At 46.3% G+C, this 24453-nt stretch carries 19 protein-coding genes, 4 tRNA genes and 1 pseudogene; 10 read left to right on the top strand and 14 right to left on the bottom strand.

The genetic code is table 11. From position 1 onward, the window contains the following. The first annotated feature begins 115 nt into the window (after positions 1 to 115). Positions 116 to 1249, top strand: a complete 1134-nt coding sequence (locus ACUZ8J_RS19400; protein WP_086903194.1) for a pyridoxal-phosphate-dependent aminotransferase family protein — start codon at positions 116 to 118, stop codon at positions 1247 to 1249. Between the two features lie 34 nt (positions 1250 to 1283). Next, positions 1284 to 1544, top strand: a complete 261-nt coding sequence (locus ACUZ8J_RS19395) for a hypothetical protein (RefSeq protein ID WP_239000481.1) — start codon at positions 1284 to 1286, stop codon at positions 1542 to 1544. A gap of 741 nt (positions 1545 to 2285) precedes the next feature. Here ACUZ8J_RS19395 and ACUZ8J_RS19390 read toward each other — a convergent pair. After that, positions 2286 to 3356, bottom strand: a complete 1071-nt coding sequence (locus ACUZ8J_RS19390) for an RNA-directed DNA polymerase (protein WP_446694684.1) — start codon at positions 3354 to 3356, stop codon at positions 2286 to 2288. Between the two features lie 277 nt (positions 3357 to 3633). Between ACUZ8J_RS19390 and ACUZ8J_RS19385 the strand changes: the two genes are divergently transcribed. Next, positions 3634 to 3822: a hypothetical protein gene (locus tag ACUZ8J_RS19385; protein ID WP_446694683.1), complete on the top strand. Its 189-nt coding sequence runs from the start codon at positions 3634 to 3636 to the stop codon at positions 3820 to 3822. A gap of 406 nt (positions 3823 to 4228) precedes the next feature. Beyond that, positions 4229 to 4750 carry a hypothetical protein gene (locus ACUZ8J_RS19380; RefSeq protein ID WP_446694682.1) on the top strand — a complete coding sequence of 174 codons (522 nt, stop codon included), beginning with the start codon at positions 4229 to 4231 and terminating at the stop codon, positions 4748 to 4750. A 93-nt stretch (positions 4751 to 4843) separates the two neighbouring features. Here the strand turns inward: ACUZ8J_RS19380 and ACUZ8J_RS19375 are convergent, their stop codons facing one another. The 3 genes from ACUZ8J_RS19375 to ACUZ8J_RS19365 form a co-directional block, all read right to left on the bottom strand. Continuing rightward, the gene (locus ACUZ8J_RS19375) at positions 4844 to 5626 is read right to left on the bottom strand and encodes a phosphatase PAP2 family protein (RefSeq protein WP_446694681.1); all 783 of its coding nucleotides are present in this window, start codon (positions 5624 to 5626) and stop codon (positions 4844 to 4846) included. 117 nt (positions 5627 to 5743) lie between these two features. After that, positions 5744 to 7216, bottom strand: a complete 1473-nt coding sequence (gene creD, locus ACUZ8J_RS19370) for a cell envelope integrity protein CreD (protein ID WP_446694680.1) — start codon at positions 7214 to 7216, stop codon at positions 5744 to 5746. Between the two features lie 162 nt (positions 7217 to 7378). Next, positions 7379 to 7906, bottom strand: a complete 528-nt coding sequence (locus ACUZ8J_RS19365; protein WP_446694679.1) for a hypothetical protein — start codon at positions 7904 to 7906, stop codon at positions 7379 to 7381. A gap of 234 nt (positions 7907 to 8140) precedes the next feature. Here ACUZ8J_RS19365 and ACUZ8J_RS19360 point away from each other — a divergent pair, with 234 nt between their 5' ends. Beyond that, positions 8141 to 9307, top strand: coding sequence for a winged helix-turn-helix domain-containing protein (locus ACUZ8J_RS19360; protein ID WP_446694678.1), 1167 nt, complete (start codon positions 8141 to 8143; stop codon positions 9305 to 9307). On the opposite strand, the gene ACUZ8J_RS19355 is transcribed toward ACUZ8J_RS19360, so the two are convergent. From ACUZ8J_RS19355 to ubiK, 3 genes are all read right to left on the bottom strand, one after another. Continuing rightward, positions 9304 to 9669, bottom strand: coding sequence for a hypothetical protein (locus ACUZ8J_RS19355; RefSeq protein WP_446694677.1), 366 nt, complete (start codon positions 9667 to 9669; stop codon positions 9304 to 9306). The two genes, ACUZ8J_RS19360 and ACUZ8J_RS19355, sit on opposite strands and share 4 nt — an antisense overlap. A gap of 59 nt (positions 9670 to 9728) precedes the next feature. Further along, a complete protein-coding gene (locus ACUZ8J_RS19350; RefSeq protein WP_446694676.1) occupies positions 9729 to 10061 on the bottom strand; it encodes a hypothetical protein in 333 nt (110 codons plus the stop codon). A 94-nt stretch (positions 10062 to 10155) separates the two neighbouring features. Continuing rightward, positions 10156 to 10410, bottom strand: coding sequence for a ubiquinone biosynthesis accessory factor UbiK (gene ubiK, locus ACUZ8J_RS19345; RefSeq protein ID WP_011621181.1), 255 nt, complete (start codon positions 10408 to 10410; stop codon positions 10156 to 10158). A 215-nt stretch (positions 10411 to 10625) separates the two neighbouring features. On the opposite strand from ubiK, the pseudogene rep reads away from it, so the two are divergent. Continuing rightward, positions 10626 to 12640, top strand: a pseudogene (gene rep, locus ACUZ8J_RS19340) (DNA helicase Rep). A gap of 20 nt (positions 12641 to 12660) precedes the next feature. Here rep and ACUZ8J_RS19335 read toward each other — a convergent pair. Then, positions 12661 to 15291, bottom strand: coding sequence for a sensor domain-containing diguanylate cyclase (locus tag ACUZ8J_RS19335; protein WP_282633559.1), 2631 nt, complete (start codon positions 15289 to 15291; stop codon positions 12661 to 12663). A gap of 207 nt (positions 15292 to 15498) precedes the next feature. On the opposite strand from ACUZ8J_RS19335, the gene ACUZ8J_RS19330 reads away from it, so the two are divergent. The 4 genes from ACUZ8J_RS19330 (at position 15499) to ACUZ8J_RS19315 (ending at position 15925) form a co-directional block, all read left to right on the top strand. Then, positions 15499 to 15575 (top strand) — tRNA-Arg (locus ACUZ8J_RS19330). Positions 15576 to 15627: 52 nt separating this feature from the next. Continuing rightward, positions 15628 to 15703: transfer RNA gene (locus tag ACUZ8J_RS19325), tRNA-His, on the top strand. Between the two features lie 15 nt (positions 15704 to 15718). After that, positions 15719 to 15795, top strand: a tRNA-Pro gene (locus ACUZ8J_RS19320). A 53-nt stretch (positions 15796 to 15848) separates the two neighbouring features. Further along, positions 15849 to 15925 (top strand) — tRNA-Pro (locus ACUZ8J_RS19315). Positions 15926 to 16114: 189 nt separating this feature from the next. Here the strand turns inward: ACUZ8J_RS19315 and ACUZ8J_RS19310 are convergent. From ACUZ8J_RS19310 to ACUZ8J_RS19285, 6 genes are read right to left on the bottom strand one after another with little or no spacing between them, the layout of a single operon-like run. Beyond that, complete coding sequence (locus ACUZ8J_RS19310; RefSeq protein ID WP_374919846.1) at positions 16115 to 18034, bottom strand: bifunctional diguanylate cyclase/phosphodiesterase; 1920 nt, start codon at positions 18032 to 18034, stop codon at positions 16115 to 16117. An 8-nt stretch (positions 18035 to 18042) separates the two neighbouring features. Continuing rightward, complete coding sequence (locus ACUZ8J_RS19305; protein ID WP_011621185.1) at positions 18043 to 18750, bottom strand: transglutaminase-like cysteine peptidase; 708 nt, start codon at positions 18748 to 18750, stop codon at positions 18043 to 18045. A gap of 18 nt (positions 18751 to 18768) precedes the next feature. Continuing rightward, positions 18769 to 19377 carry an OmpA family protein gene (locus ACUZ8J_RS19300; RefSeq protein WP_086904751.1) on the bottom strand — a complete coding sequence of 203 codons (609 nt, stop codon included), beginning with the start codon at positions 19375 to 19377 and terminating at the stop codon, positions 18769 to 18771. Beyond that, positions 19374 to 20789, bottom strand: coding sequence for a type I protein secretion system protein AggA (gene aggA / locus ACUZ8J_RS19295; protein ID WP_446694675.1), 1416 nt, complete (start codon positions 20787 to 20789; stop codon positions 19374 to 19376). Before aggA ends, ACUZ8J_RS19300 begins: the two co-directional genes overlap by 4 nt. Before the next feature lie 26 nt (positions 20790 to 20815). Next, entirely contained in the window at positions 20816 to 22198 is a 1383-nt protein-coding gene (locus ACUZ8J_RS19290) for an HlyD family type I secretion periplasmic adaptor subunit (RefSeq protein ID WP_037423406.1), read from the bottom strand. Continuing rightward, positions 22195 to 24372, bottom strand: coding sequence for a type I secretion system permease/ATPase (locus ACUZ8J_RS19285; RefSeq protein ID WP_047535309.1), 2178 nt, complete (start codon positions 24370 to 24372; stop codon positions 22195 to 22197). Before ACUZ8J_RS19285 ends, ACUZ8J_RS19290 begins: the two co-directional genes overlap by 4 nt. Positions 24373 to 24453: the final 81 nt, after the last annotated feature.

The following is a 24453-nucleotide window of genomic DNA, read 5'->3' as shown; positions in this document are numbered from 1 at the left end:
CTAAAGGAGGGGCGCACAGGCGCCCCTTTTTGTGGTAGTTTGGTTTAACAAGTTAAGAGTGAATGCTCTAGTCACACAATAATCAGACCTCGACCCTACGCATTAAGGAGACATGATGTTACCTGCACCGCATTTTTCTGCCTTTAATCCGCCTCGCCGCATTTTGATGGGGCCAGGTCCATCAGATGTTTATCCTGAAGTATTAGCCGCACAGGCAAGGCCGACCGTTGGTCACCTAGATCCATTATTTGTCGGTATGATGGATGAGCTTAAGAGCCTGATCCAATATGCGTTTCAGACCAAAAATGAAATGACGATGGCAGTGTCGGCCCCCGGCAGTGCGGGCATGGAAACCTGTTTTGTAAACTTAGTCGAACCCGGCGAAAAGGTGATTGTGTGCCGCAATGGTGTGTTTGGTGAGCGTATGCGCCAAAACGTCGAGCGCGTCGGTGCGATTGCGGTGCTGGTGGATAACGAGTGGGGCACGCCAGTCGATCCTGCTGCCGTTGAAGCGGCGCTTAAGGCCAACCCCGATGCTAAATTCCTCGCCTTTGTGCATGCCGAAACCTCAACAGGTGCATTGAGTGATGCTAAAACCCTGTGCGCGCTGGCAAAACAATACGGCTGTTTATCGATTGTTGATGCGGTCACTTCCCTCGGCGGCGTGGAATTAAGAGTCGATGAATGGGGAATCGATGCTATTTATTCAGGCAGTCAGAAATGTCTCTCCTGCGTGCCGGGCTTATCGCCTGTGTCTTTCTCGCCCAATGCGGTGGAAAAGCTTAAAAACCGTAAGACGCCAGTGCAGAGCTGGTTCCTCGATCAAAGTTTGGTCATGGCCTATTGGACGAGCGCCGGTGGCAAGCGCAGTTATCACCATACCGCGCCCGTTAATGCACTTTATGCCCTGCACGAATCGCTGCGTTTATTGGCCGAAGAAGGTTTAGAAAATGCGTGGAAGCGTCATCAAGACATGCATTTAGTGCTGCGCGCCGGTCTTGAAAAACTCGGCCTGAAATTTGTGGTTGCTGAAGCTTCGCGCTTGCCGCAGCTAAATGCCATTTATATCCCTGAAGGCGTTGATGATGCCGCCGTGCGTGCGCGTCTACTCAAGGATTACAACCTTGAAATCGGTGCCGGTCTTGGTGCTCTAGCGGGTAAAGCTTGGCGCATCGGTTTAATGGGCTTTGGTGCCCGTCGTGAGAATGTCGCGCTCTGTTTGCGCGCCCTAGAAGAGGTGCTGAACTAATATGTCAGTTTCGCGTATAAGGATGTTACGCAGTGTGAGTTTGCGCTCAGTGAGTTCACGTTTATTGATTGGCGGTTTGATTCTGATCTTAAGTGGTTGCGCCTCCTCCAATATGAGCAATACCAGTTGTGATTTTGTGCGAGGTACAGCAGGCAATCAGAGTCAACGCGAGGCCAGCGGTGATGATAGCAATGCCCGGCAGATGGATGTGGGCATTGGGATTTTAACCGCGATCTTCGGCAGTATTAGCCGAGCGCTTTCTTCCGATGATAAATCGGATGAGAAGTGTGTTTAATCGGTGAGTTTTAGTCGTCTTTGATAGTTTATAAATCCCCCTAATGCGGGGATTTTTTATAAAGACAGTACCGTTCTTTAGTGCTGGGAATATTGATTAAGCACAGTCATTTCAGTGACACGCCGTGAATATGTCCCTATAGGCTCGACGGCGGCCTCCATGCCGCCAACGGCCACTTCCATGACAGTGCTTAATCCAGTTAAGGCTTTGCTATACCTGATAGTCTGTTATTTACAATTAGAGCATTCCGATAATTTAGGTTAGCAATCTATAGCTCGATTTCTTCCAACTCATCATCAAAGTCAAAATCGTAAGGGAAAAGGACAACCTCGTCTTCACTTATGATAGGTTCACAACTATTCAGAGTGTTTCTATTAACTATTGGTGTAGCTAAAGCCCCTGTCTTAAATGCTTCTTCGCTAATCCACGAAGACTCCCATAAATTGATATTAGGAACATTCGCTACAATGTTGCATAGAGCCTCATTGAATTGTAAATCAGGTTGAATTGGGTAAGATATACGCTGTAACCATATGTCTAATACCCCCGTTCCAAGTACAGACCTAAACTTATTTTTTATCTTAGTTAACAGTTCAATCTTTTCTTCGTCATCTTCGATAAACTTTAGAGTGTTGCTTAAAACTAATGCACATGATGGAAATGATCTTGGGTTAGTTAGCATTATGTCAGAAATGATACTAATAATTGGCTTAGGATCTTCCTTAAGCTGATTTTTACTCTCTAACTTTTACTTAGCCTAGCTAACTGCTTATCAATTTGCCCTGAATTAGGGTACTTACGAGAAAACATAACTAGCTTTAACAATGACTTTTGGATAGTTGCTTCCCACTGACTCTTACCAAAAGTAGATAGTGCAGCCCTTTTATCCTCTTTGATGGAACTAATTATGACATCTTCACTAATGCTCGTTTTAGATGCGTTTAATTGTAACCCTAATTCTTGAAGAGTTAGAGTAATCTGTCTTGCTATCGTCTCGCTGTCTTCTTTTGAGTTTGTAAATACGCGGTAGTCGTCTCGGTAACGAATAATATAGTAATCCTCAACACCAAGGGTGTTTAACTTTGACGTTAATTCAGAGTCTGCATAACCTAAGATCAATTCAGCAATAAAGTCCATCAAAACAGAGCCTTGAGGTATGCCATTTGTTTGGCCGTTTTGCATGTGCTGAAGAGTTTTATCAATTGCGACACCAATTAAGCTCATTCGGTTTCTATTTCGTTGCTCTTTCGCAATTGGTTTCGTGTGAACAGCCCAAGAAACCGAGTGGGTATAGATTGATGGGTAAAAATTCGAAATGTCAGTAGTGAAAAGGTATTTGAACTCAAGAGCTTTTATTAACGATTGTTGTTCAACATCATTCCACCATCCTTTGACAGCTTCCGCAGTATCTGAAGCACTATCCTCGCCAGCCTCTCTTGGAATTCCTGCATTTAATATTTTCTCATTAGCTTGAAAAAACTCAAATCTTTCTTGAATTAGCTGCCAATTGTCTTCTTCAGTTATCTTAGAAACTAGGTGGACATATAATGCAGGATGAATAAGTTGAAATGGTCTCCATGAATAATGACCATCTTTGTTAGTCTGTAACACATAGTTCACATCGTCATAGTCTGAAGCATCTTTTAAACCAATGTCACTCAAACCATTCTGCTTACTTGCAAGATGGTTCTTTACTTCTGATAGGAGAGTGGTGAAATCAAAATACGGAGGTAATGGGAAATTACAGTAACTCTTGTGCTTGAGTAAAAAAGCCTGAGCCTCTATAGCCGTCATGGATGTGATCAATTTCAATTTTTAAGCCCTTTTAAATTCTAATCTTTTGTAGCTGCCGACATAAACTCTGTGATTGCTAACGCCCACCTAAAGGGCTGGTAACGCACAACTACTAAACTACCCCCCCCCCGAGGCTCATTGGGACTGGAAACGCTACGCGTTGACAGTCCCTCTTGAGGCGTTTGTTGAACGAAGCCGCTTTGCGGAAGGAGCAAGATAAAACCATCCTTTTGCCCCTCATCCTAAATACTTGCTAGACGCGACCTGCTTCGGTCGCAAACCTAGGAGTCTCATCATGGATATTCACGAACAACAAAGCTTTGATTTACTTTATGAACAACATCTTACCAACTTAACCTTTCAATACAAGCGGCCTGCAACCATTATGCCTACAGCTGAGCTATACGCAGTATTGCGGCATATTTTTACTGCTGCCCCGATACCTTGGGCACGGATGATTTTAGGCGAATTAACGAACCACTAGTTGTTAAATTTACAGCGTGTACGCTTGTATGAAGGGGGCAGATTACGGTAAGGATTGCCAAGATTAAGCACTGGCATGTAAGTGACCACTGGCGTGGCGGCATGGCCGCTCTTTCACATCTGACCCATAAGGATATGGGAAATGTCGCTATGATGTCGGGAGCATAATTGACCATGTGATCGCGGCATTCGCACTTCCGTGTGCAGCAGATATATATCACCGTCGAGCACACAGGGATGTGCTTGCTGCGTGTCACTGGAATGACAGTGCTTAATCGTTTATTGGGGGAGTAATGGCAGAATATATGTGTTCCTTGATAAGCCCTTTATAAGTTATTAACAGGGAAATAGAATTCAATCTTAATGGTTTCTCGCTCAATTTTTTCTGGTGTTAAATGCACAAATTAATGTTGTTTCTCGTTTTTATCCTATCCATTCCTGCTGTGATTATTGGCGCATTTGTCTTCGAGGATATTGGCGGGCTGTTGTTAATCTCTTGGTTTTCTTTGGTGCTTGGGCTGATTGGGATTGGTGGGATATTAAGATTTAGGCAAGAGCAACTGTTAGCTTATGAGCTGGTTGAAGGGATAGTTGTTTCGCTGCAAGAGAATCATCGATATAGCGACGAGCCTGAGCACTTTAGGGAGCGGCAAGTGTTTATTAATCCGGTGATTGAATATTTTTGGCGAGGGCAGCGCTATACCTGTGGCGCGCTGATGAATTACAACGAGCATGCCTACAACCTCTTTGGGCCGAAGATAGGCGATAAGGTGAGCTTATCTGTGCCTATCCAACACCCTGAAGCCGCTATCGAACACAAGTTCCTCGCAAGATACAGTCATTTGATTATTGGTGTGATGGCGCTTTTTATATCAGCTGTCTTGGTCATATTGCTGTTAACGGATGTTGTGGCATTTACGCATAGCTGAAGTGATTGGTCGCTAAGGTTCATCCTAACAAAAACGGCATCTACATAAGTTGCAGATGCCGCCTGTCGCACTGAATTAGCCCTTGAGCTAGTTTTATGTTTTTGAACCGTCGGGCTGCTCTTTACTTCTTGGCCTGAACTTTTCCACTAAAAATATACTTAAGCTGCTAATGATGGCGGCGAGTACGGTGGAGAAGAGCACATCCTGCGGCCAGTGCATGCCGAGTAACATGCGGCTGAGGCCCATCAATAATCCCCAAGTAAATAACGCGTTGGCAAATAGCGGCAAACCCGCGAGTAGCAAGTAATAGCTGGCGGTGAGCACTAAGGTGACTGCGAAAATCGTGTGACCCGAGGGGAAGGAATAACCGATTTCATCCTCCCAATGTTGGTGAATGTTAGGGGCGAGTTTGACCTCGGGCTCCATGGTATGTAGCTCGGTTAGTGCCTCGGCGATGGCCTGTGAACGCTCAGGTTTGGCTAATTGATAAAAAGTGTGTGGATTGAGTTGTGCTTCCTCTGGGAGGCCTTGGTCGGACAGATACACTAGGTTCGGTCTTGGCTCTTTAAAAAAGGCTTTAAGGGTATGACTGGTGCTCAGGCTGATGACTTGGCTGAGGCTAATGGCTAAAAACAGGCTAATAAACAGCGCTTTTGGCATATAGCGATAGGCGAGTGCCAGTACCACTAACACGGTCGCCACTCCATAGGGCGCCGTGCCTGTGGTGGTGAGCCAATATAAGGCTTTGGCTAAGGGCGATTGCAGGTCGATCAGCGGAAATAATTGATTTTGAGTGAGTAACAGTAAGCTTGGAATGGTTGCCAACAGTAACCAGACAAGGGCTAAACGACGTAGAAGATAGGCTGGATGAGTCAAAATATTCGCCTCCGAGTAAACCACATAGGCTACATGCCACGTTTGGGCTTGCCAATAAAAAAATCCCGACAGCAAAAAGTGCGCTGTCGGGGGTCTTCAAGGGTGGAGCGGTAGGTGCTATTGCACCGTATTCTTGGGTTGATGGCGGGTCACGAACATCAAAATCAGTAACACTACCAGTAACAATCCAGTGCCCATCAGTAGGGCGTAATCTTCTAGTTGCAGTATTGAGTACAGCACCGCATACAAGCTCACCAGCATAGTGCCGACAATCGCGCCACGCTTAATGCTGGCGGTGGCACTGCCCACATAGGCGGATACCGACAACACTGGAATACAGGCGGCGATCAAATAGGCTTGCAGGAAGGCAAGGTGCTCCGAGAGTGATAATAACAGCAGGTAGAACAGGGCCATGGCGCTGCCAACCAGCATGTATTGCACTGTGCTCAGGCTGGTCTTTTGACCCAGCTCGAAGATAAATAACATGATAAAAGTCAGTACGATAAACAGCAGGCCGTATTTGACTGAGCGCTCAATCTTGCCGTAATGGGTCACAGGTTCAAACAGCATGGCATTGGCCACGACTTCTGTGAGTGTCGACTGGTTACTCTTAATAAATTCTTGCGGATAGTTACGGGTTAAGTGACTGATATTCCAGCTGGCAGTAAATCCATTAGCAGTGATTTCGCGCTCTGCCGGGAGTAAGCCTTTAAAACTCGGGTGTGGCCAGTCGGCATGGATATTCAGCAGGGTTTGTTCGCCTAATGGCAGGGCGCTAATCGACTGTGAGCCGCGCAGCGTCATGGCAAAGTTCACGCTAAAATCACTCGCTTCGCCGACTTGGATCCCTTGGTTAAAACCTTTCTCTAGACCGCCAGTCGTCAGGCCTGTGCCCGACATCAGTGAGCCAGAGAGTAAGACTGATTCGCCTGTCACCTCAATTTTTTCTACTTTATCAATTGCTTGATTCGATGACACCCCAAAGACTAAGCGGGCATTTTGATTATCGAAGGCAATAAGGTTAGGAATATCGTAACGGTTTAAGCGAAATTCAGCCTGCCCATTAAGTGCTGCGTTATATACCAGAGATTGGTAAATGCCGCGGGTGCGAAAATCATGTTTTAAATCTAAATCGAGGCTGAGTTTTTTCGGCAGGATCACCAGCTCGTCCTGATAGGTGCGTTTCACTTCGTGGCGAGTTTTACCGTCGTTACTGACTTCTTCCTGCATCACAAAATAGCTGTAGGGGATCACCAGCGCTGGGCCTGAGAGAGTTTGTTGCTCGCCCCATGAGCGGCCGATTTCATCGACCACACTGTGGTACAGGGCTTCGCGATCGGACGTCATGTCCATGATGATCCCAAGCGGTAGCAAGGCCACAATCGACAGTATGCCAATAGTTAAGGCTTTTAATAGCGTGGTGTTTTTCAATGCCGCTCCCTTTGCTGTGGCAGGCTGTTCCTGTGCTGACATATCGGTTCCTTGATCACGATTGAGTTTTTTAAGGAGTGCGCGCGCCACTAAATAGATAGCGCCGCCAAACAGCGCCAAACTCAGTAACGTGAGCACCCAGAAAATAATGTTAAACATGGATTTCATTCCCTATGAAATACGCGCGAGTCGCCATTGCATACTGTTGGGCTAACTCGATATTACGGCGGGTATTAAAGCAGATTTGCCCACGGAAGTTGCGGGCAAGTTGCTGATCAATAGTGGCAAAATTATGGCAATCGCCCAGATTCGAGCTAAATCCTAGGTCGCGGCTCGGGGCTTTTTGCCAAACTTGGGGTGTTTTGCCTCAAAGTCATCTTCCTTACGGATATGTTTGAGTAAGGTTTCAAGACATTCCTTAAAGATGTCGGTTTCTTCCGAATACACGGCTGCGTGGTGTGAAAACCATTGGTGTTTTTCACGCTCACGATTATTGGCGTCAGGCCAAATACGTAGCTCATACTCATCGCCAACCACAACAATCGCATAGTCGATGGCACCATTGGTAAAAGTAATGCATTGGGGTAGATATACAGGCGCTTCACCTTTGAATAGCTCGTACCAAATGGCTTCGTTACGCCAAGAGACTATGGGCAAAGGTGCTTTGATGGAGCAGCCAATCGATTGATGCTGGTTAAACAGGACTGCCTTAATATCCTCTATGGCAAAAGGTTGTAAATCGCCATTCTTTTCAGCGAGTGAGTACAGCATATTCATCAAAAATGGCAGCTTAGTGCCATTGCCAGTTTTGCGGCCGCAGAGTTTGGCTTCGCGGTAATAGATATTCATTCATCAATCCTTAATGAGGGGCTAACCTTGGAGAGTGCATCGCTCGCCTCGAGGTAAAGCGATAGCCCTTAGCCAGGAAATGCCTTATGTTAACCGAAGTTGTCGGCAAGCTGGCAAATTGGCGCCAAGTTTGCGAAATATACGACAAAAGTGAGACAGCTATCCCTTTGATATTTAGCCGATAAGGGGATCCATTTGAGATAGCTATTCGCTTTTAGTACCTTTGGAGAGTGCATGTCGAGCCCTTTTTCACCCCGCGAGTGGTTACAGCTGAATATGCAGCAGCAAGGTTTACTGCAACCTCACTCGTCGGTGAGCGAGCTGATTAGCCGCCTTGGTTATGTGCAAATTGACTCTATCAATGTGGTCGAGCGGGCACATCACCATGTGTTGCATAGCCGGATGCCGCAGTATCAACCGCAGATGCTAGATACTGCGCTGGCACAGGGGGAGATTTTTGAATACTGGTCCCATGCGGCGGCCTATTTACCCATCGCCGACTACCGTTTTAGTTTGCAGCGTAAACAGCTGCTACAAAATGGCGGCAAACATTGGTTCGAGCCAGACGATAAGGTGATGCAGGAAGTGTGCGCCCGCATTCGCGCCGAAGGGCCACTCAAGGCTAGTGACTTTGAACATACCGAAGGTAAAAACGGCGCCTGGTGGGACTGGAAACCCGCCAAAAAGGCGCTAGAGCAGTTGTTTATGCGCGGCGAGCTAATGGTGGTGAGGCGGGAGAAATTTCAAAAGTGCTATGATTTGACGGAACGTGTGTTGCCTAGTCATATCAATACCAAAGCACCGAGCGAGAGCGAATTTGCTCGCCACTTGATTGAGCGTTATCTCGATGCCCATGCCTTTGGTTCAGCGGCACAAATCGCTTATCTGCGCAAAGGTATAAAAGCGCACGTGTCTGAGCAATTAGCCGCTATGCAGTCTCAGGGTGAGTTGGCAAGCTTTAAGGCCGAAGGGCAATGGTATTTTTATCGCCCCGAGCTGCACATAACCGCTGCGATGCCCAACCGAGTCTGGCTACTCAATCCCTTCGATAATCTATTAATTCAGCGGCAACGATTAAAGCAATGGTTTGATTTTGATTATCAAATTGAAGTCTATGTGCCCGCCGAAAAACGCCAATATGGCTATTACTCCCTCGCAATTTTGTGGCGTGACCGCTTTGTTGGCCGTGTTGATGTGAAAGCCGAGCGGCAAAGCGGTTTACTGCTATTACAACAGCTGACCTTAGAAGAGGGATTTAGCGGCATGGATGATGACTTCTGTGCGGCATTTGAGGCGGCAGTCACTGAGTATGCGCGCTTTAATGGCTGTAGCCGTTGGAAACTGGTGAAGGCTAACCATAAGGCATTTAAACAAAAATACGCACGGCAGCAGAAGACCTAATCGGGAGCTTTGTTGTTATCTGAAGGCTTGTCTTTGGTTGGTACATCCATCCAGCGAAAGCACAGGTACAGCAATGCCAAAAAGATCAGTGGCAGGGCGGCATAACCTAAGGATAATGAACTGTTTTCCCCGCGCGCGAGCCAATAGCAGGGAATGTACACTAAGGGATAAGCTAGGGTTCCCCACAAAAAGCTTTTATTCATCAGTCGGTAAAACCAGTGCACTTTAATCGTGGTACGGCTGGCAAGCCCCATCAGGCTGGCGAGGACCACAAAGGGATAACTGAGCAGTGGCAGGCCGCCAAGGAGTAACAATCCCCAAAGCAGATAGTCCTGATAGAAAGTGGTGCTTGCGGTATCCATTGTCTTCTTCCCTGACGATTCGAACTCGAGCGCTTAAGTCTTGGCGCCCACAATTATTCTCACTCGGTAAGCCCTTGCTGCATTTTAAGCCAAAAGCCTTGTTGGCAGAGATTACTAAAGGACTTTTGCTGCGGCGAAATCGCCATATCGGCCGTCACGACGCGATAACTCAGCCAATAATCGGCACAAACCGTGTCTGACTCATCTGTCTGGGTATCTTGCTCGCTTAATAGGCTGACCACAACCCCATTGTCGAAGTGATACAGGGTTAAGGATTCGCAAATTTCAGCATTATCGTCCTGATAACTGTGCTGCTCTTGGCTATGGCTTATCACAGAAACCGGGCTTGGATAGCCTTGAATGGCGCGGATATAGCTGGCGAGTTGTTGCATGATTTCCCTAAGTGACTCAATGCTTGAAGTGTTAAAAACAAAAAAGCACAGCTGCGCTATCGCTAACTGTGCTCTTTCAAACATGCATTATACGTTAGTCCGCGGCGTTCAGCTTTTTCTCAAGCTCGTTAACTTGCGCCTGCAGAGCTTCTAACTTCTCGCGGGTTTTCAGTAGTACATGCTGCTGTACTTCAAATTCTTCACGGGAAACCAGATCTAACTTGAGCAATTGATTTTGCAGCACTTGCTTGCTGCGCTCTTCAAATTCACCGGCAAATTGCTTAAGACCGCTGGGCAAACTATCGCTCAGTTGCTTCGCCATTTCTTCGATTTTCTTTGGATTGATCATAATCTTGTCCGCCTCTTTGCTGAATGGATGAATTGTAACTCAGTACGTTAGCTTTCAAAAGTAAAGCCGCGGATTGGGCCGTGCTCATCGCCACGATTGCGCGCTTTGTCACGGCGGTGTGATAACGATTGCAAGGGGATTTGTTGGCCTTAAAACCTTAGCTTCTGATATGATCCCATCCCCCTTCTGAAGACTTGTTTGGATATTGCGCGACGATGAAACTCAATCCTGCCCAAAATGATGCCGTTCATTATGTTTCTGGGCCTTGCTTAGTATTAGCGGGCGCGGGCAGTGGCAAAACGCGGGTAATTATCAACAAGATTGCCTATCTAGTGCAAAAGTGTGGTTACAATGCCCGCAATATCGCCGCAGTGACGTTTACCAACAAAGCGGCGCGCGAGATGAAGGAGCGGGTCGCACAGTCTATGGGGCGTAAAGAGGCTAGAGGTTTATGGATTTCGACCTTCCATACCTTAGGTCTTGAGATTGTAAAACGTGAGCATAAAGTGCTGGGTTTAAAGCCTGGGTTCTCGTTATTCGATGACCAAGATACGCTTGCGCTCCTTAAAGAGCTGACTCAAAAAGAATTACAGGAAGATAAAGATTTACTCAAAGCTCTTGCGGGGGCAATTTCCAACTGGAAGGGTGGGCTGATTATTCCCGACCAAGCGCGCAAGCTGGCAAAGGATGAACAGCAGCAGTTGTTCGCCCTGTTATATCAACGCTATGCCCAGCATATGAAAGCTTATAACGCTTTGGATTTTGATGACTTAATTCTGCTGCCAACCCTATTGTTACGCCATCATGAAGAAGTGCGTACGCGCTGGCAAACCAAGATCCAATACCTGCTGGTGGACGAATATCAGGATACCAACACTTCCCAATTGAAATGGTCAAGCTACTGGTGGGCGAGCGCGCGCGTTTTACCGTGGTGGGGGACGATGACCAGTCCATCTATTCGTGGCGTGGTGCTAAGCCGCAGAACTTAGTGCTGTTGGGCAAAGACTTCCCAAAGCTTAAGTTGATTAAACTTGAGCAAAATTATCGTTCTAGCCAACGCATTTTGCGGGCGGCGAACATTCTTATCGCCAACAATCCCCATGTGTACGATAAGTCGCTATTTAGTGAATTAGCCTACGGCGAGCCGATGCGGGTGCTGTTTGCTGCCAATGAGGAACAAGAAGCCGAGCGCGTGGTCGCCGAAATCATTCGCCACAAATTTGTCGGCCGTACCCAATTTGGTGATTACGCAATTCTGTATCGCGGTAACCACCAGTCTCGCCTACTTGAGCGGGCGTTGATGACGAACCGTATCCCTTACAAGCTAAGCGGCGGCACTTCGTTTTTTGCCAGAGCCGAGATTAAAGACATCATGGGCTACCTTAAACTGGTGGTAAATCCCGACGATGATAACGCCTTTTTACGGGTGGTTAACTTGCCTAAACGGGGTATTGGTCCATCCACCTTGGAGCGTTTGGGTAACTTTGCCAACGAGAAACATATCTCCATGTTCGAGGCGATTTTTGACCCTGAGCTGAATCATCATTTACCACCTAATGCCATGTCGGCCTTGTATCAATTTGGCCGCTTTATTGTCGATACGGGCGAGCATGCCGAGCGGGGCGAACCGGTTGAAGCCGTAAAACAATTGATCCGTAAGATTAATTACGAAGACTATTTATACGAGACCAGTACCAGTGCTAAGGCTGCCGAAATGCGGATGAAAAATATTTCCGAGCTGTATCGCTGGGTGACGGAAATGCTCTCTGGGGATGAATTAGATGAACCTATGACCTTGCCGGAAGTGGTTAACCGCCTAACGCTTAGAGATATGATGGAGCGTAACAGCGAAGATGAAGGCGGCGATCAGGTGCAATTAATGACGCTGCATGCCTCTAAAGGGCTGGAATTCCCCTTCGTGTTTATGGTGGGGGTTGAGGAGCGCATTCTGCCGCATCAAACCAGCATAGATGAAGATAATGTTGATGAAGAACGTCGTCTTGCCTATGTGGGGATAACGCGGGCACAACGTGAGCTATGGTTCACCCTCTGTCGTGAGCGTCGCCAGTTTGGTGAAACTATGCGCTGCGAGCCGAGCCGCTTTCTGCATGAGTTACCGCAGGATGACCTTATTTGGGAAAACCGTAAGCCACAGCAAACAGAGCAAGAGCGAATGCAGACCGGGCGCAGCCATATCTCGAATTTAAGAGATATGTTTAAGAAGTCTTAATTAATCATGTAATTGCAGTTTTAGGCGCAAACCTGATGCAGGGTTTCCACTAAGGTAAAAGGGTGGGCTATGGCACTACCCTGGCCGAAGCGATAACCTAGTGCATTGAATATATTGATTTGCTCAGGGTGCTGAAGTCCGTCGACAAAGGTTTGTAAGTTTAAGGTTGAGGCCGCCTTCTGATAGGCAGACATCAGCTTTATGTGTTGTTCATCTTGCAGTTGTTTCGTGATATTCGCATCAAGCTTTAAGCCTTTTACAGGGAGGAATAACAAACTGTTTAACGCACTGTGGCCGCTTCCGTAGTGGCTAATCCCTAAGTTAACCCCCTGCTTATTTAATAATTCAAAGCCGCTTATGTGGTTCTCTGTTTCTTGAACTAAGGCTTTTTCATTAAAAAATAACCATAGCTGCGGGAGAGGAAGCTGAGTTTGTTTGAGCGCATTTTTAAGACCACGAAGTACATGCTTGTGTTTAAGATGTTGACTGGAAAGCATAAGGTGTAAATCAAGGTTATCTCCATGGCTCACAACGAGCTGGTGATAATGCTTATTCAGTAAGTTAATTGCATACTTATCCAACTCAACCATGAGGTTAGCTTGCTCAGCTAATTGGCTTAAAACTTCGTGCGGAATACTTCCCCATACGGGATGCTCCCAAATTAATCGACACTCAAAAGCATGGGGTTGTAGAGTCTGTAAATCAACAATTGGGAGAAGATTGAGTTGTAACTCCTCTGCTTGCAGCGCCTGTTTAAAATCATTCTCGAAGGCAATATCCTGGATTTTTTGCTGTGACGCGCTATCGTCAAAAATGACATAACAACCTTTGCCATTCGCCTTGGCTTGGTACATTGCGGTGTCGGCATTACGTAGCATGGACTCACTAGTATCCAGCTTATTACCGCTAATGGTGATCCCAATACTGGCTCCTGAATGGAATTCAACAGCACCTAATTTGTAGGATTGTGAGATTTTTTGAATGACCCGTTCGGCCACATCACGGGCATCGTTGATGCCATTGATGGTATCGAGCAGGATAACAAACTCATCGCCACCGAGTCTCGCCAAGGTATCGTTGCTACGGATGCAGCCGCGTAAGCGAGTGGCGGTTTCAATTAAGAATCTATCGCCCTCCAAATGCCCCATAGTATCGTTAATCTGCTTAAAGCGGTCGAGGTCGATAAACAGCAGGGCAAACTGTTCTAGGCTATGGCGGCGAACATGTTTGATAGCCTGATTGAGGCGTTCCATAAACATCGCACGATTTGGTAATCCTGTGAGCGCATCGTGCTTAGCATCATGGACAAGTTTGGCTTCCATATTGCGGCGCTGGCGGATTTCTTTTTCAAGATCCTTATTCAGCTCGGCGAGGGCAGTGGTCCTCGCCGCGACTTTTTCTTCCAGATCTTCGTAGCTACGGCGTAATGATTCCGCAGCAAGCTTTTTCTCAATGGCAGCCCCAATATGCTGCGAGACAAAGGTCAATAACTCCAAATCTTTAGTTTGGTAGTTTTGGGTCATGCTAAAACTATAAATCGTCAGCGCGCCGCGGACTTCATCATGGATAAACAGAGGTATACCAATCCATTGATGCATTGTCTGAGTGTGATTTAAGGCTGGCGCCTTAGCATAAATCTCTTTCGAGGCAATCAAGCCATTAATGTCATTTTGATCCAAGAGCAATGGGCGCTTGTGTTTAAGCACATACTCCGTCAGCCCATCTTGTAGTGGCCTAGTTCCTGGGTGTTGGTTGCCTAATTGGGAAACATAAAATGGGAAGGTTAAGTGGGTACCCGCTTCATTGAGCAGGGCGATATAACAGTTATTGGCTGGAATAAGATGGCGGATAACATTATGCAACTGAGCATAGAAATCAGGGTTATCAGAGCCAGAACTCGCCAGCTCGGCGATTTCAAATAATGATTTTTGCAGCCGCTCAGCTCTACGTCGCTCGTACACTTCTTGCTTGAGTTTATCGTAGGCTTGGCTGAGCTCCTTGGTACGTTGCTGAATGGCTTGTTCTAGTTGTTCTTGATGTTTAAGCCTTTCCATCACGCCGGCAATGTGGTGGCAAATAAAGGTCATTAACTCGACTTCGATATCGCCGTAACTGACATTAGTATCATAGGTTTGTACTACCAGTACGGCAGTGACTATGCCTTCATGCTTGATGGGCACTCCAAGCCAAAGGTGACAAGGAGAACCTAAATTGACGATTTCCTCTGCTTCGACCAACTCTTCAACCTTGGATTCATCGCATAGTAGGGTTTTTCCTGTGCGAAAAACGTAACCTGTTAATCCTTGTTGCAACAGCGTTGATAGGGATTGCTCGGGATAAAGCTGGGCAGGATGGGCATCTTTTTCATCGGCAAAGAAGGGAACCGAAATGGTGTTGGTATTGATATCGAGAGTAGCGATAAAAAAATTATCGGCAGAAATAAGCTTTTTTAGGTGGTGGTGAACCCCTAAATAGAATTCTTCGAGGGAAGGAACCTGAGTGGCAATATGGGATAATTCGAGTAACGCATTTTGAACGACTTCCGCCCGCTTGTACTTATGCGCCAAATATTTAAGGCGATTAAGTCTTTTTTTTAAGCGTTCAAGCTCAGAAGCTCGAGGTTGGGTAGTTTCATCTTCATCCCTAAACATGATACTCACTAATCAGTTCTGCGTTAATTGTTGCCAAACGTTATAATTAGCACGAAATACCGTAACATCCAAGTCATATTTTAACTGTGTTTTCGCTGAAAAAGCATGCTAATGTATCAAAACTTGAGCAGTCAGTAAAAAAAGTGCAAAACAGCTATAGACTCAAAGACTATTTGTCCATACTATATGCGGCGCTAACCAAGGCGAGCGCCCATAGCTCAGCTGGATAGAGCGCACCCCTCCGGAGGGTGAGGCCGAAGGTTCGAATCCTTTTGGGCGCACCATCTCTCCGAATGAGTTGTGAGCTTGAGGTTAGCAGTAAAGTGAAATTCAGTGGTGATTGTAGCTCAGTTGGTAGAGTCCCGGATTGTGATTCCGGTTGTCGTGGGTTCGAGCCCCATCAGTCACCCCATTTCATTTAACATCTCGGTGATTAGCGCAGTCCGGTAGCGCATCTGGTTTGGGACCAGAGGGTCAGAGGTTCGAATCCTCTATCACCGACCACATTCTTCGCATAACTAGCGCGCTTGATTTTTCAGGCAAATAGTTAACAGTTACGGTGATTAGCGCAGTCCGGTAGCGCATCTGGTTTGGGACCAGAGGGTCAGAGGTTCGAATCCTCTATCACCGACCAATTACATTGAAGCCTCAGAATTCCTTAGGAATCACTGGGGCTTTTTTGTATCTGTCTCTCTGCTGTATACCTCTGTTTAAGCCTTGCGAGCAGTCGTTATTGCACTTCATAGTTTGTGATGCCCCAAGTGATTCTCCCCGCTCAAATAATTAAGGCTCCCGTAGGAGCCTTAATACAAAGATATTCGACTTAGTCGATATTCTCTGGCGGAACGATAAAGCCTTGATAGGCGTCAGTTTTAAGCTCATCAAAGCGTTCTAACTGCGCTTTTTCTTGGATACCTGTCACTATCACCTGAATATCCAATCCTTTGGCGACATTGATAATGGCGCGGCAGAGCTCGCTATTATGTGAGGCCTCGTCATAGTAGGAGAAGGATTGGTCGAGCTTGACGTAACTTGGTCTGAGCTCTTGAAGGTACGACATTGAGCCAAATTGGCGACCAAAGTGGTCGATACCAAATTTAGCGCCATTATCACGAATAATATTGCATAACAGCACACAGGACTCTAAATCGCTGTAAACGCCTGCTTCGGGGATTTCAAAGCAGATGCGCTCGACCTGTGGCATGCTGCGCAGGAAGTGATTGAGCCAGTCATGGAACTGGGTATCGCTAATACTTTGATGTGTCAGGTTGATTGCCAGTGGCTCATAGTTACGCTCAAGTAGTTTTTGCTCATACACTGTCTCAATCAGGCACTTATCGAGCAGAGAGCCGAGAGATAGCAGTTCAATATAGGGCATAAACTGGCCAGCGTGGGCCACCTTATCACCCAACTCAAGTTGACAGTAAAGCTCTCGCTGGGCGACACCATCACCATTACAAAACTGGATAGGCTGCCAACGGAACTTAAACTTCTTATTGCTGATGGCATGGCTTAAGTTGTCGCGCCACTGTTCACGGGTAAACAGCTGTTGCTCTGTTGTTTCGAACCAATGGAAGGATTTATGTTCCTTCAGGGCTTTTTGCAGCGCGTTATCCGCCTGCGCCAGAATATCTGACACCTTCATCTGACCGATGCGTTCAGCGACACCGATGGCAAAGTTCTCATTGGGCTTACAGCCTGCTTTAGAGATTTCTTGGTTGATGGTGCGGATCAGGGTTTGCAGGTACTTACTGATTTGATCGTGCTCGACATCGGTAACGAGGAAAGCAAATTCAAACGCGGCAATACGCGCCACCACGGATGGGGTGATCTCATTGAGTTGCTGAACCAGTTTTTCGGCTAATAGGCGAATGGTTTCATCCCGAACTTGATAGCCATATTTGCTGTGTACTTCTTCGAGCCAGTCGAGCTTAGCTAAGAATAGGGCACCACTGCTCGGTTCGCTTAGCCAACCATTGAGGCGACTGACCACATATTGGCGATTAGGCAGCCCAGAGGCGGGATCGGTGAGGTTCTTTTTGCGTAAAGAGCCGACTTCTTCATCGAGTGATTGGAACAATTGCTTGAGCTGGGCTGACATGCTGTTGAATGCGGTAACCAAGTCCTTGAGTTCAGTGGTTTTAGGCAGCGGCATATCGGGGCCAAACTGGCGGGCGGCAATCTTTTTGGCATGATCAGATAAGGCATGCAGTGGTTTTAAGATCCAAGTTAAGCCCAATCTCGCGGTAAAAATGGCGACTAAAAAGAGTAATGAGAAGGCGATAATGGTATTAGACATAATTCGCCACAATTCATGGTAACCAAAACCTGGGTGCGCGGTAATTTCTAGCTGAGCGAGCTGTAACCATCCTGAGGTGATAGTGCTTTCTTTTTTGATGGTTTTAAATAGATTGAGATTGATGAACCATTGAGGCACGTCTTCAATTTTGAGTGGGTTGTTCCATTCTTGTTGTTTGCCATCAACCATCCAGGTCAGCTTAATGTTCTTGTAATAGCCGCCCTCAAAAATCACATTGACTAAGGTTTCGGCTGCGGCGGTATCGCCTGCTTGCAGTGCTGGAGTAAGCATGAGTCCAAGCGAGGTACTGGTATTGTTTAGATCCGATTCCATTTGCTTGGTCAAAAAGCTTTGTGTCTCAGTAAATTGCACATAGCCAAGGCTTGCAACAACCAGCAAGAACAGGCTAAAAAGCAGCGAATATATCTGTCTAAACAGTGTCATCTTTGGTGCTACTCCAGTTTTAATTTGGGCTGCCTGAGTCGGTCAACCCCTAACCTATGGTTAAGGTCATTCCATTTTTCGAGTCGTGTCGACGAGCCTGCTAACACACCTCGTCCCTGTTCTTTATTTAGCCATAACTGTTTACCGTTAAAGCTGTAAACAGGGATGAGATCTTTACGCTGAGTCGCAGGTTTAATGACATGGTCGAGGTTATCGAGAACTAAAGGGACTGACGAAGGGGTGTCATAGTAAGCCAACACCATATGATACTGATTCACGCTCGTGGCCTTAACCATAGTGATCCGCATCTTATCTTCGGGCACGCCTAATTGGAGTAGCGTGAAATATTTGGCAATGGAAAAGTCCTCACAGTCGCCACCATTTACGCCAATAAACTCCATTGGAGTCGCCCAGTAGTTTGATTCTCCCCATAACTTGATGTCATCGACGAAGCGGAATAAGTTAAAAAAGTTGTTCACTTTTAATAGTTTATCTTTTTCGTCGAGCGTGCTGGCTTCTGCCACCACTTTAAACCAAGCTCTTGCACGCATGCCCGCGCGCTCACCATAACGCTTCTCCAGCGTTGAGGTAATTTTGGCTTCATCCAGCTTTTGGGTCGGGCTGGCATATAAACAGCCGACCGCAAGCGCAGACGCGATTAGGCTTAAGCGACAGGCCCGCAAAAACGAATTGTAATCCCTTAGCCTGCCGTTCATAGCCTATTCTGTTAGCCTTTATTTAGTGGGTTCATCGACAGAGTAAATCGTCCATTTCATATCTGTCGTCGTATCATCACCAGTCACTTCCGCGACTACGCGGCGGTTACGGGTTTCAGCATCAGGCGTATGCTCGAGTACCAATGGGCGGCTAGAGCCGTAGCCAATGGCTGTGAGTCGAGCTCTGTCGATACTGAAGCGGTCTGCTAGCACAGCTGTTACGGCATCAGCACGTTCTTGAGAAAGTACGGCGTTTCTTTCATCTGTCCCCGTGCGGCTAGTGTGACCTTCGATGGTCACTTTAGTCGTGGGATATTGACGTAAAAACATCGCAATTTCTTCAATCTGTGGATAGTACTCAGGTGCAATATAAGCTGAGTCGTTTGGAAATAATACATTGATTTCCTTACGCTCATTAATCGCTTTTACTTGACCGCAACCATAATTATCCGTACCTGCGCCTTTGGCGGTGTCGTTGCAACGCTCACGTGCTTCAATCACGCCATCACCATCCTTGTCGGACAGATCATAGGCCTGAGTCGTGGTCATTTCTTCAATATTAACGGTATCCCGCATGGAACAACCAGCTAAAAGTGCCACGCTCATAAATAGGATTAGGGTTTTCATTGGTTAGCTCCTCCCTCGTAGTTGCGTTCACCACGCCATGCTTCTGGGCGAGTGACTTTTAAGGAGTCAAGCAAACGTCCAGTAGAGTTGAGTACGCGATATTTAGCAATGATTTCATCGTATTCGGCTTGTAAGTAATCTTTACGTGCCTCAAACAGCTCGTTTTCGGTATCGAGTAAGTCGAGTAAACTGCGTTGACCCAAGTTAAACTGTTGGGCGTAGGCAGATTGGGTATCTTTTGCAGCCATCACATGGTCGCGGATATATTGTTTCTGTGGGGCCAGCATTTCATAGGCGTTCCACGCTAAGTTCACGCCTTCAACCACTTCACGCTGCGCGCGTTGACGGATTTCTTTGGCCTCACCTAACTTGTAGGCTGTTTCTTTTTCGCGGGCGAGATCTTTACCGCCAGCGAACAGGTTGTATCTCACTCTCACCATAGCAACCAGATCGTTGTTGTAACCGCCAACGTTTTGGCTGGCTAACGCGCTAACGCCGTCTTCACCGCCCACATCGTTGTTCCAGTTACCATTTAACTCTAACGAGACTTGTGGATAATAACTTGCTTGCACCGACGAACGTTCGTTCTCGGCGGCACGAATATCATTGGCGGCGGATTTTAAAATCGGGTGGTTTTCCTGCGCGTCGGTAAGGCCCGAGTTAAGATCTTTCGGCAGTAAATCTGCATCCGGTACGGGTTGGATCAAATCAACAGGATCAGCCGCGATCACACGAATAAATTGTGCTTTGGCATCGAGTAGATTATTACGTGCAGAAATGACGTTCGCATTGGCACGGGCAAGACGGCCAGTGATTTGCGAGAGATCCGCAGTCGAGCCTAAACCTGAATCGGTACGTTGTTTGATTTGCTCATAAATATCTTTGTGGCTGTTGAGGTTTTTCTCAGCCAATTTGAGCACTTCATCGGTGCGCAGATAGTTGAGGTAGACCTTACTGACATCAAGTGCCATGTCTTCTGCTGCGGCAAGAAGCGCCCACTGGTCTGCGCTGGCTTCAAAGCTATAACGATCAACTTCACTGCTGGTATAAAAGCCATCAAATAGCATTTGCTTTAAGCTCACACCAAACTCACCACGGTTGAGTTCAGCAACCCCATCGCTATCAACATCACCCACGTTTGGACGTCGACGGGTTGATACGCTATCCGTCTGCTCGTAGCCATAGCCACCAGTGAGATCGACTGTTGGCATATAGCCAGCAATTGCCTGATTTACTTGCTCTTCTCTTGCTTTGAATCGGTTAAACGCCACTCGTAGATCTGGGTTGGTATCGAGCGTGTGCGCAACCGCTTGCTCAAGCGTTTGGCTTTGAGCCGATAGTGGAAGCAAGATAGCTGACAGCAGAACCGCTATTTTTGAACATTGAAATTGTCGTCTTACTAAAGTCTTCATTGCAAACCTCCCGGTTTATAACAGGCTTAACGCTCTCTGAGCGCTGTGTCCTTAGCCCTTAAAATTGGATTTAAAATGTACTCAAGAATGGATCTTTGTCCGGTGATAACGTCAACGCTAGTTAACATCCCCGGTATAATTGGCATCTCTGTGCCATCATCTTTTATCAAACTCGATTCTTCGGTTCTTACCTTTATAAGGTAGAAGCTATTTCCTTCTTCGTCCTGTGATGTATCGGCACTAATATGCTCTACTGTACCTTTAAGACCACCGTAACGGGTAAAGTCATAGGCAGTCACCTTAACTACTGCAGGTAAGCCTGTATGTAAAAACGCAATATCCTTAGGTAAGATCTTGGTTTCTATCAGTAACTGATCTTCAGATGGCACGATTTCAACTATATCAACTCCGGGTTGAACCACGCCTCCTAAGGTGTTGATATGCACAGTCTTAATGGTGCCGTTTACAGGGGAAGTTATAATCGCTTTGCTAACCTTATCTTGGGCTCCCACCTGTGCTTCGTTCATTCTGGATAAACGGGTTTGTGTTTCGTTAAGTTGTGCACGAAGATCTGCAGCGTAAACAAATACCGCTTCACGGCGCTTTAATATTGCTTCATCTAATGCTGCTTTCAGTTTCGGTCTAAGCAGTCTCAATGAGTTTAATTCCCCTTGGGCATCGTTCACTGCGCGTTCGAGTTTAAGTAATTCAACTTCGGGCACAATCCCTTTTTTAGCCAGAGGCCTCGTAAGCTCTAACTCCCTAGAAATCAACTGCATACTGGTTGTTAAGGTCGTCGTTTTTGAGGCAAGGTCATCGATTTCTTGTTGCCTTTGTTGTATCTGACGAACCAGAATCTCCAGTTGGTTGCTCAGATTATCTAAGCGACCGTTATATTCTTCCTGTTGTCTTTTCACTAGGGCGGGTTCTGCCTCATGAATACTATCGGGAAATACTAAAGCTTTTTTGGTAATTTTAACTTGTTCACGCCAGTCAGAAGTCATATCAGAGATAAGAATGCTATCTAATTCTGCGCGCATTCGGATGGCATTGGTTTTTAAGCCAAAGACCTCTTGCTCTTGCTGGGCAAAATCGGAGCGAAAGCGGGTATCATCAATCCTAACAAGGGGTTGCCCTTTAGTGACAATGTCTCCCTCTCTCACAAAGAGTTCTTGCATGATACCGCCGTCAAGACTTTGAATGACTTGAACTTGAGAAGAAGGGATAACTTTCCCAGAACCCGTTGTCACCTTATCCAGTTTGGCAAAACCTGCCCAAAGTAGAAAACACACAACCATGGCAGCTAATGCCCATATGATGAGCCTATGTCCACTTGGGGCATCGGTCATCATGGCACCGTAAACATCATCAACCATGTCTAAATCATTTGCCGTTAGATTTTTACTCATTGTCTGGAGCCTCCATTTACAAGGCCAAAATTGAGTTTTTCTAACACTTCAGCTTTAGGACCATCGGCAACAACATGTCCCCTTTCAAGCACAATAATACGGTCAACTAATTGTAATAAATGCATTTTATGAGTGATTAATAGCAAGGTTCGATCCTTGCTGACATTTTGCATTGAGCGAATAAACTGTTGTTCTGCTCTCGCATCTAAACTGGCTGTAGGCTCATCCATTAGCAATACTGGCGGATCGTTGAGAGTCGCCCGAGCTAGGGCAACGGTTTGTCTTTGTCCACGACTAAGAGACATACCACCTTCGCCGACTTGTTGATCTAGGCCTTCAGCCTCCAAATGGGTGAACTGACTGACACCTGAAAGCTGTACTGCACGGATAAGTTGATGCTCTGTCACTTGGCGAGTACCAAAGAGAATGTTATCTCTTATGGTGCCGTGGAAGAGGGTGACGTCCTGCGGTAAGTAACCAAAGTTACGGCGCAGATCGCTAGGATGAATTTGCGCCGAATCGACCCCATCGTAACGTAGGCTACCGGTTGTGGGTTGGAACAGTCCAACGAGAAGTTTGGCTAAGGTACTTTTACCTGAGCCATTACGACCGATAATTGCAACCCTTTCACCTGGGTTGATGGTTAATGAGAGCGGGTGAAGCACTGGCTTTTCTGAGCCGGGATAACTAAATCCAACATGGTCAGCATTAATTTTCCCGATTAAACGCTGCTTACTCACCAAGTGGCCTTTATTTTCAAACTCATCTTCCTGCACCATGAGCTCATTGAGTTGACGTAGTGCACTGGCTGTGTGGTTTGCGCGCGTCATCAGTCCTGCAAGTTGTGCCATTGGCGCTATTGCTCTACTCGATAACATCACCGCAGCGATAATCCCCCCCATAGAAATAGCGTTATCAGACACACGATAAACGCCTAAAATCACCACACATACAACGGAAAATTGCACAATAAAGTTAGCGAAATTTGAGACTGAGTTAGACAGTTTTTTGGATCTTAATTGCCAGTTAGCGCTATGGCCGATCATTTGTTGCCAACTTTTTTGGACAATACCTTCTGCGCCGTTGGCTTTTATTGACTCTAACGCCGAAAGACTTTCTATCAAATGCCCATGTTTTAAGCTGGAAAACTTATTACCTTCTTCAATCGCCGCTTTTAATTTAGGTTGGGTATAAAGTGTAAAGCCGATAATGATCAAGCCTCCCACGACAGGGATCACGGCTAAATCACCTGCAACAATATAAATCACGATAAGGAAAAAGAGTGCGAAAGGAAGATCGACAAGTGTTGTTATCGTTGCTGAAGTTAAAATTTCCCGAATATTGTCAAATTCTCCCAGTTGTTTTGCCATACCACCAATGCTTGGGGAACGTTTTTCCAATGGAATACCAATTGCTTTGGCAAATAGCTTCGACGAGACAATGATATCAACTTTTTTCCCTGCCACATCAATTAGGTAGCTTCTAAGTTGCCGCATAACAAGGTCAAATAAATAGGCAATTGATGCGCCAATCGCTAATACCCAAAGGGAGTCAAAAGCTAAATTAGGTACGACTTTGTCGTACACATTCATAATAAACAGGGGAGAAACTAAGGCAAATATGTTGACCAACACCGAGGCGATTAACGCATCTCGATAAATGGGCGCGGAGTCTTTTAAGGTTTGAACTAACCAGTGGGTTTTATTATCGTGCAAATAGACATCAAACCCCATGTCGCCACGATATTCTTGTTTGACTAAGAACAAATAGCCGACATACAAAGTTTCAAGTGACTCAATGGTGAGTTTTTCTTCACCGCCCGTTTCTGGCAGTTGGATGATTGCTCTATCTGATTCGAGGTCCAATTCCCGCAGAATACAGGCTTTCTTGTCTTTTAATAATAAAATACAGGGTAGCAGTATCGGCGAGATCTCATTTAAACCCTTACGAGATAATTTTGCTGCTAACCCTGCACGAGATGCTGCTTGAGGAAGCAGGTCGGGTGTTAATACCGCTCCAGACAAAGGCAAGCCTGCCGCAAGTGATTCACTTGAGCATGGATTACCAAAATGTTCAGTCAGAAGCACTAAACAATCTAGCAGTGGGTCAACAATTACCCGCTGTGATGCGGATATCGTCCACTGCTCAACTTTTTCAGACGCTGTAACAGGCACCTAATTATCTATCCTTTGATTTTTTATTTACTTATCAGAAGTATCGGTCATGATGGCCTATATTTCTATAGGCCATCCGAA

The organism is Shewanella sp. Koi 1, assembly GCF_052907445.1.
This window is presented reverse-complemented; position numbering and strand designations above follow the sequence as displayed.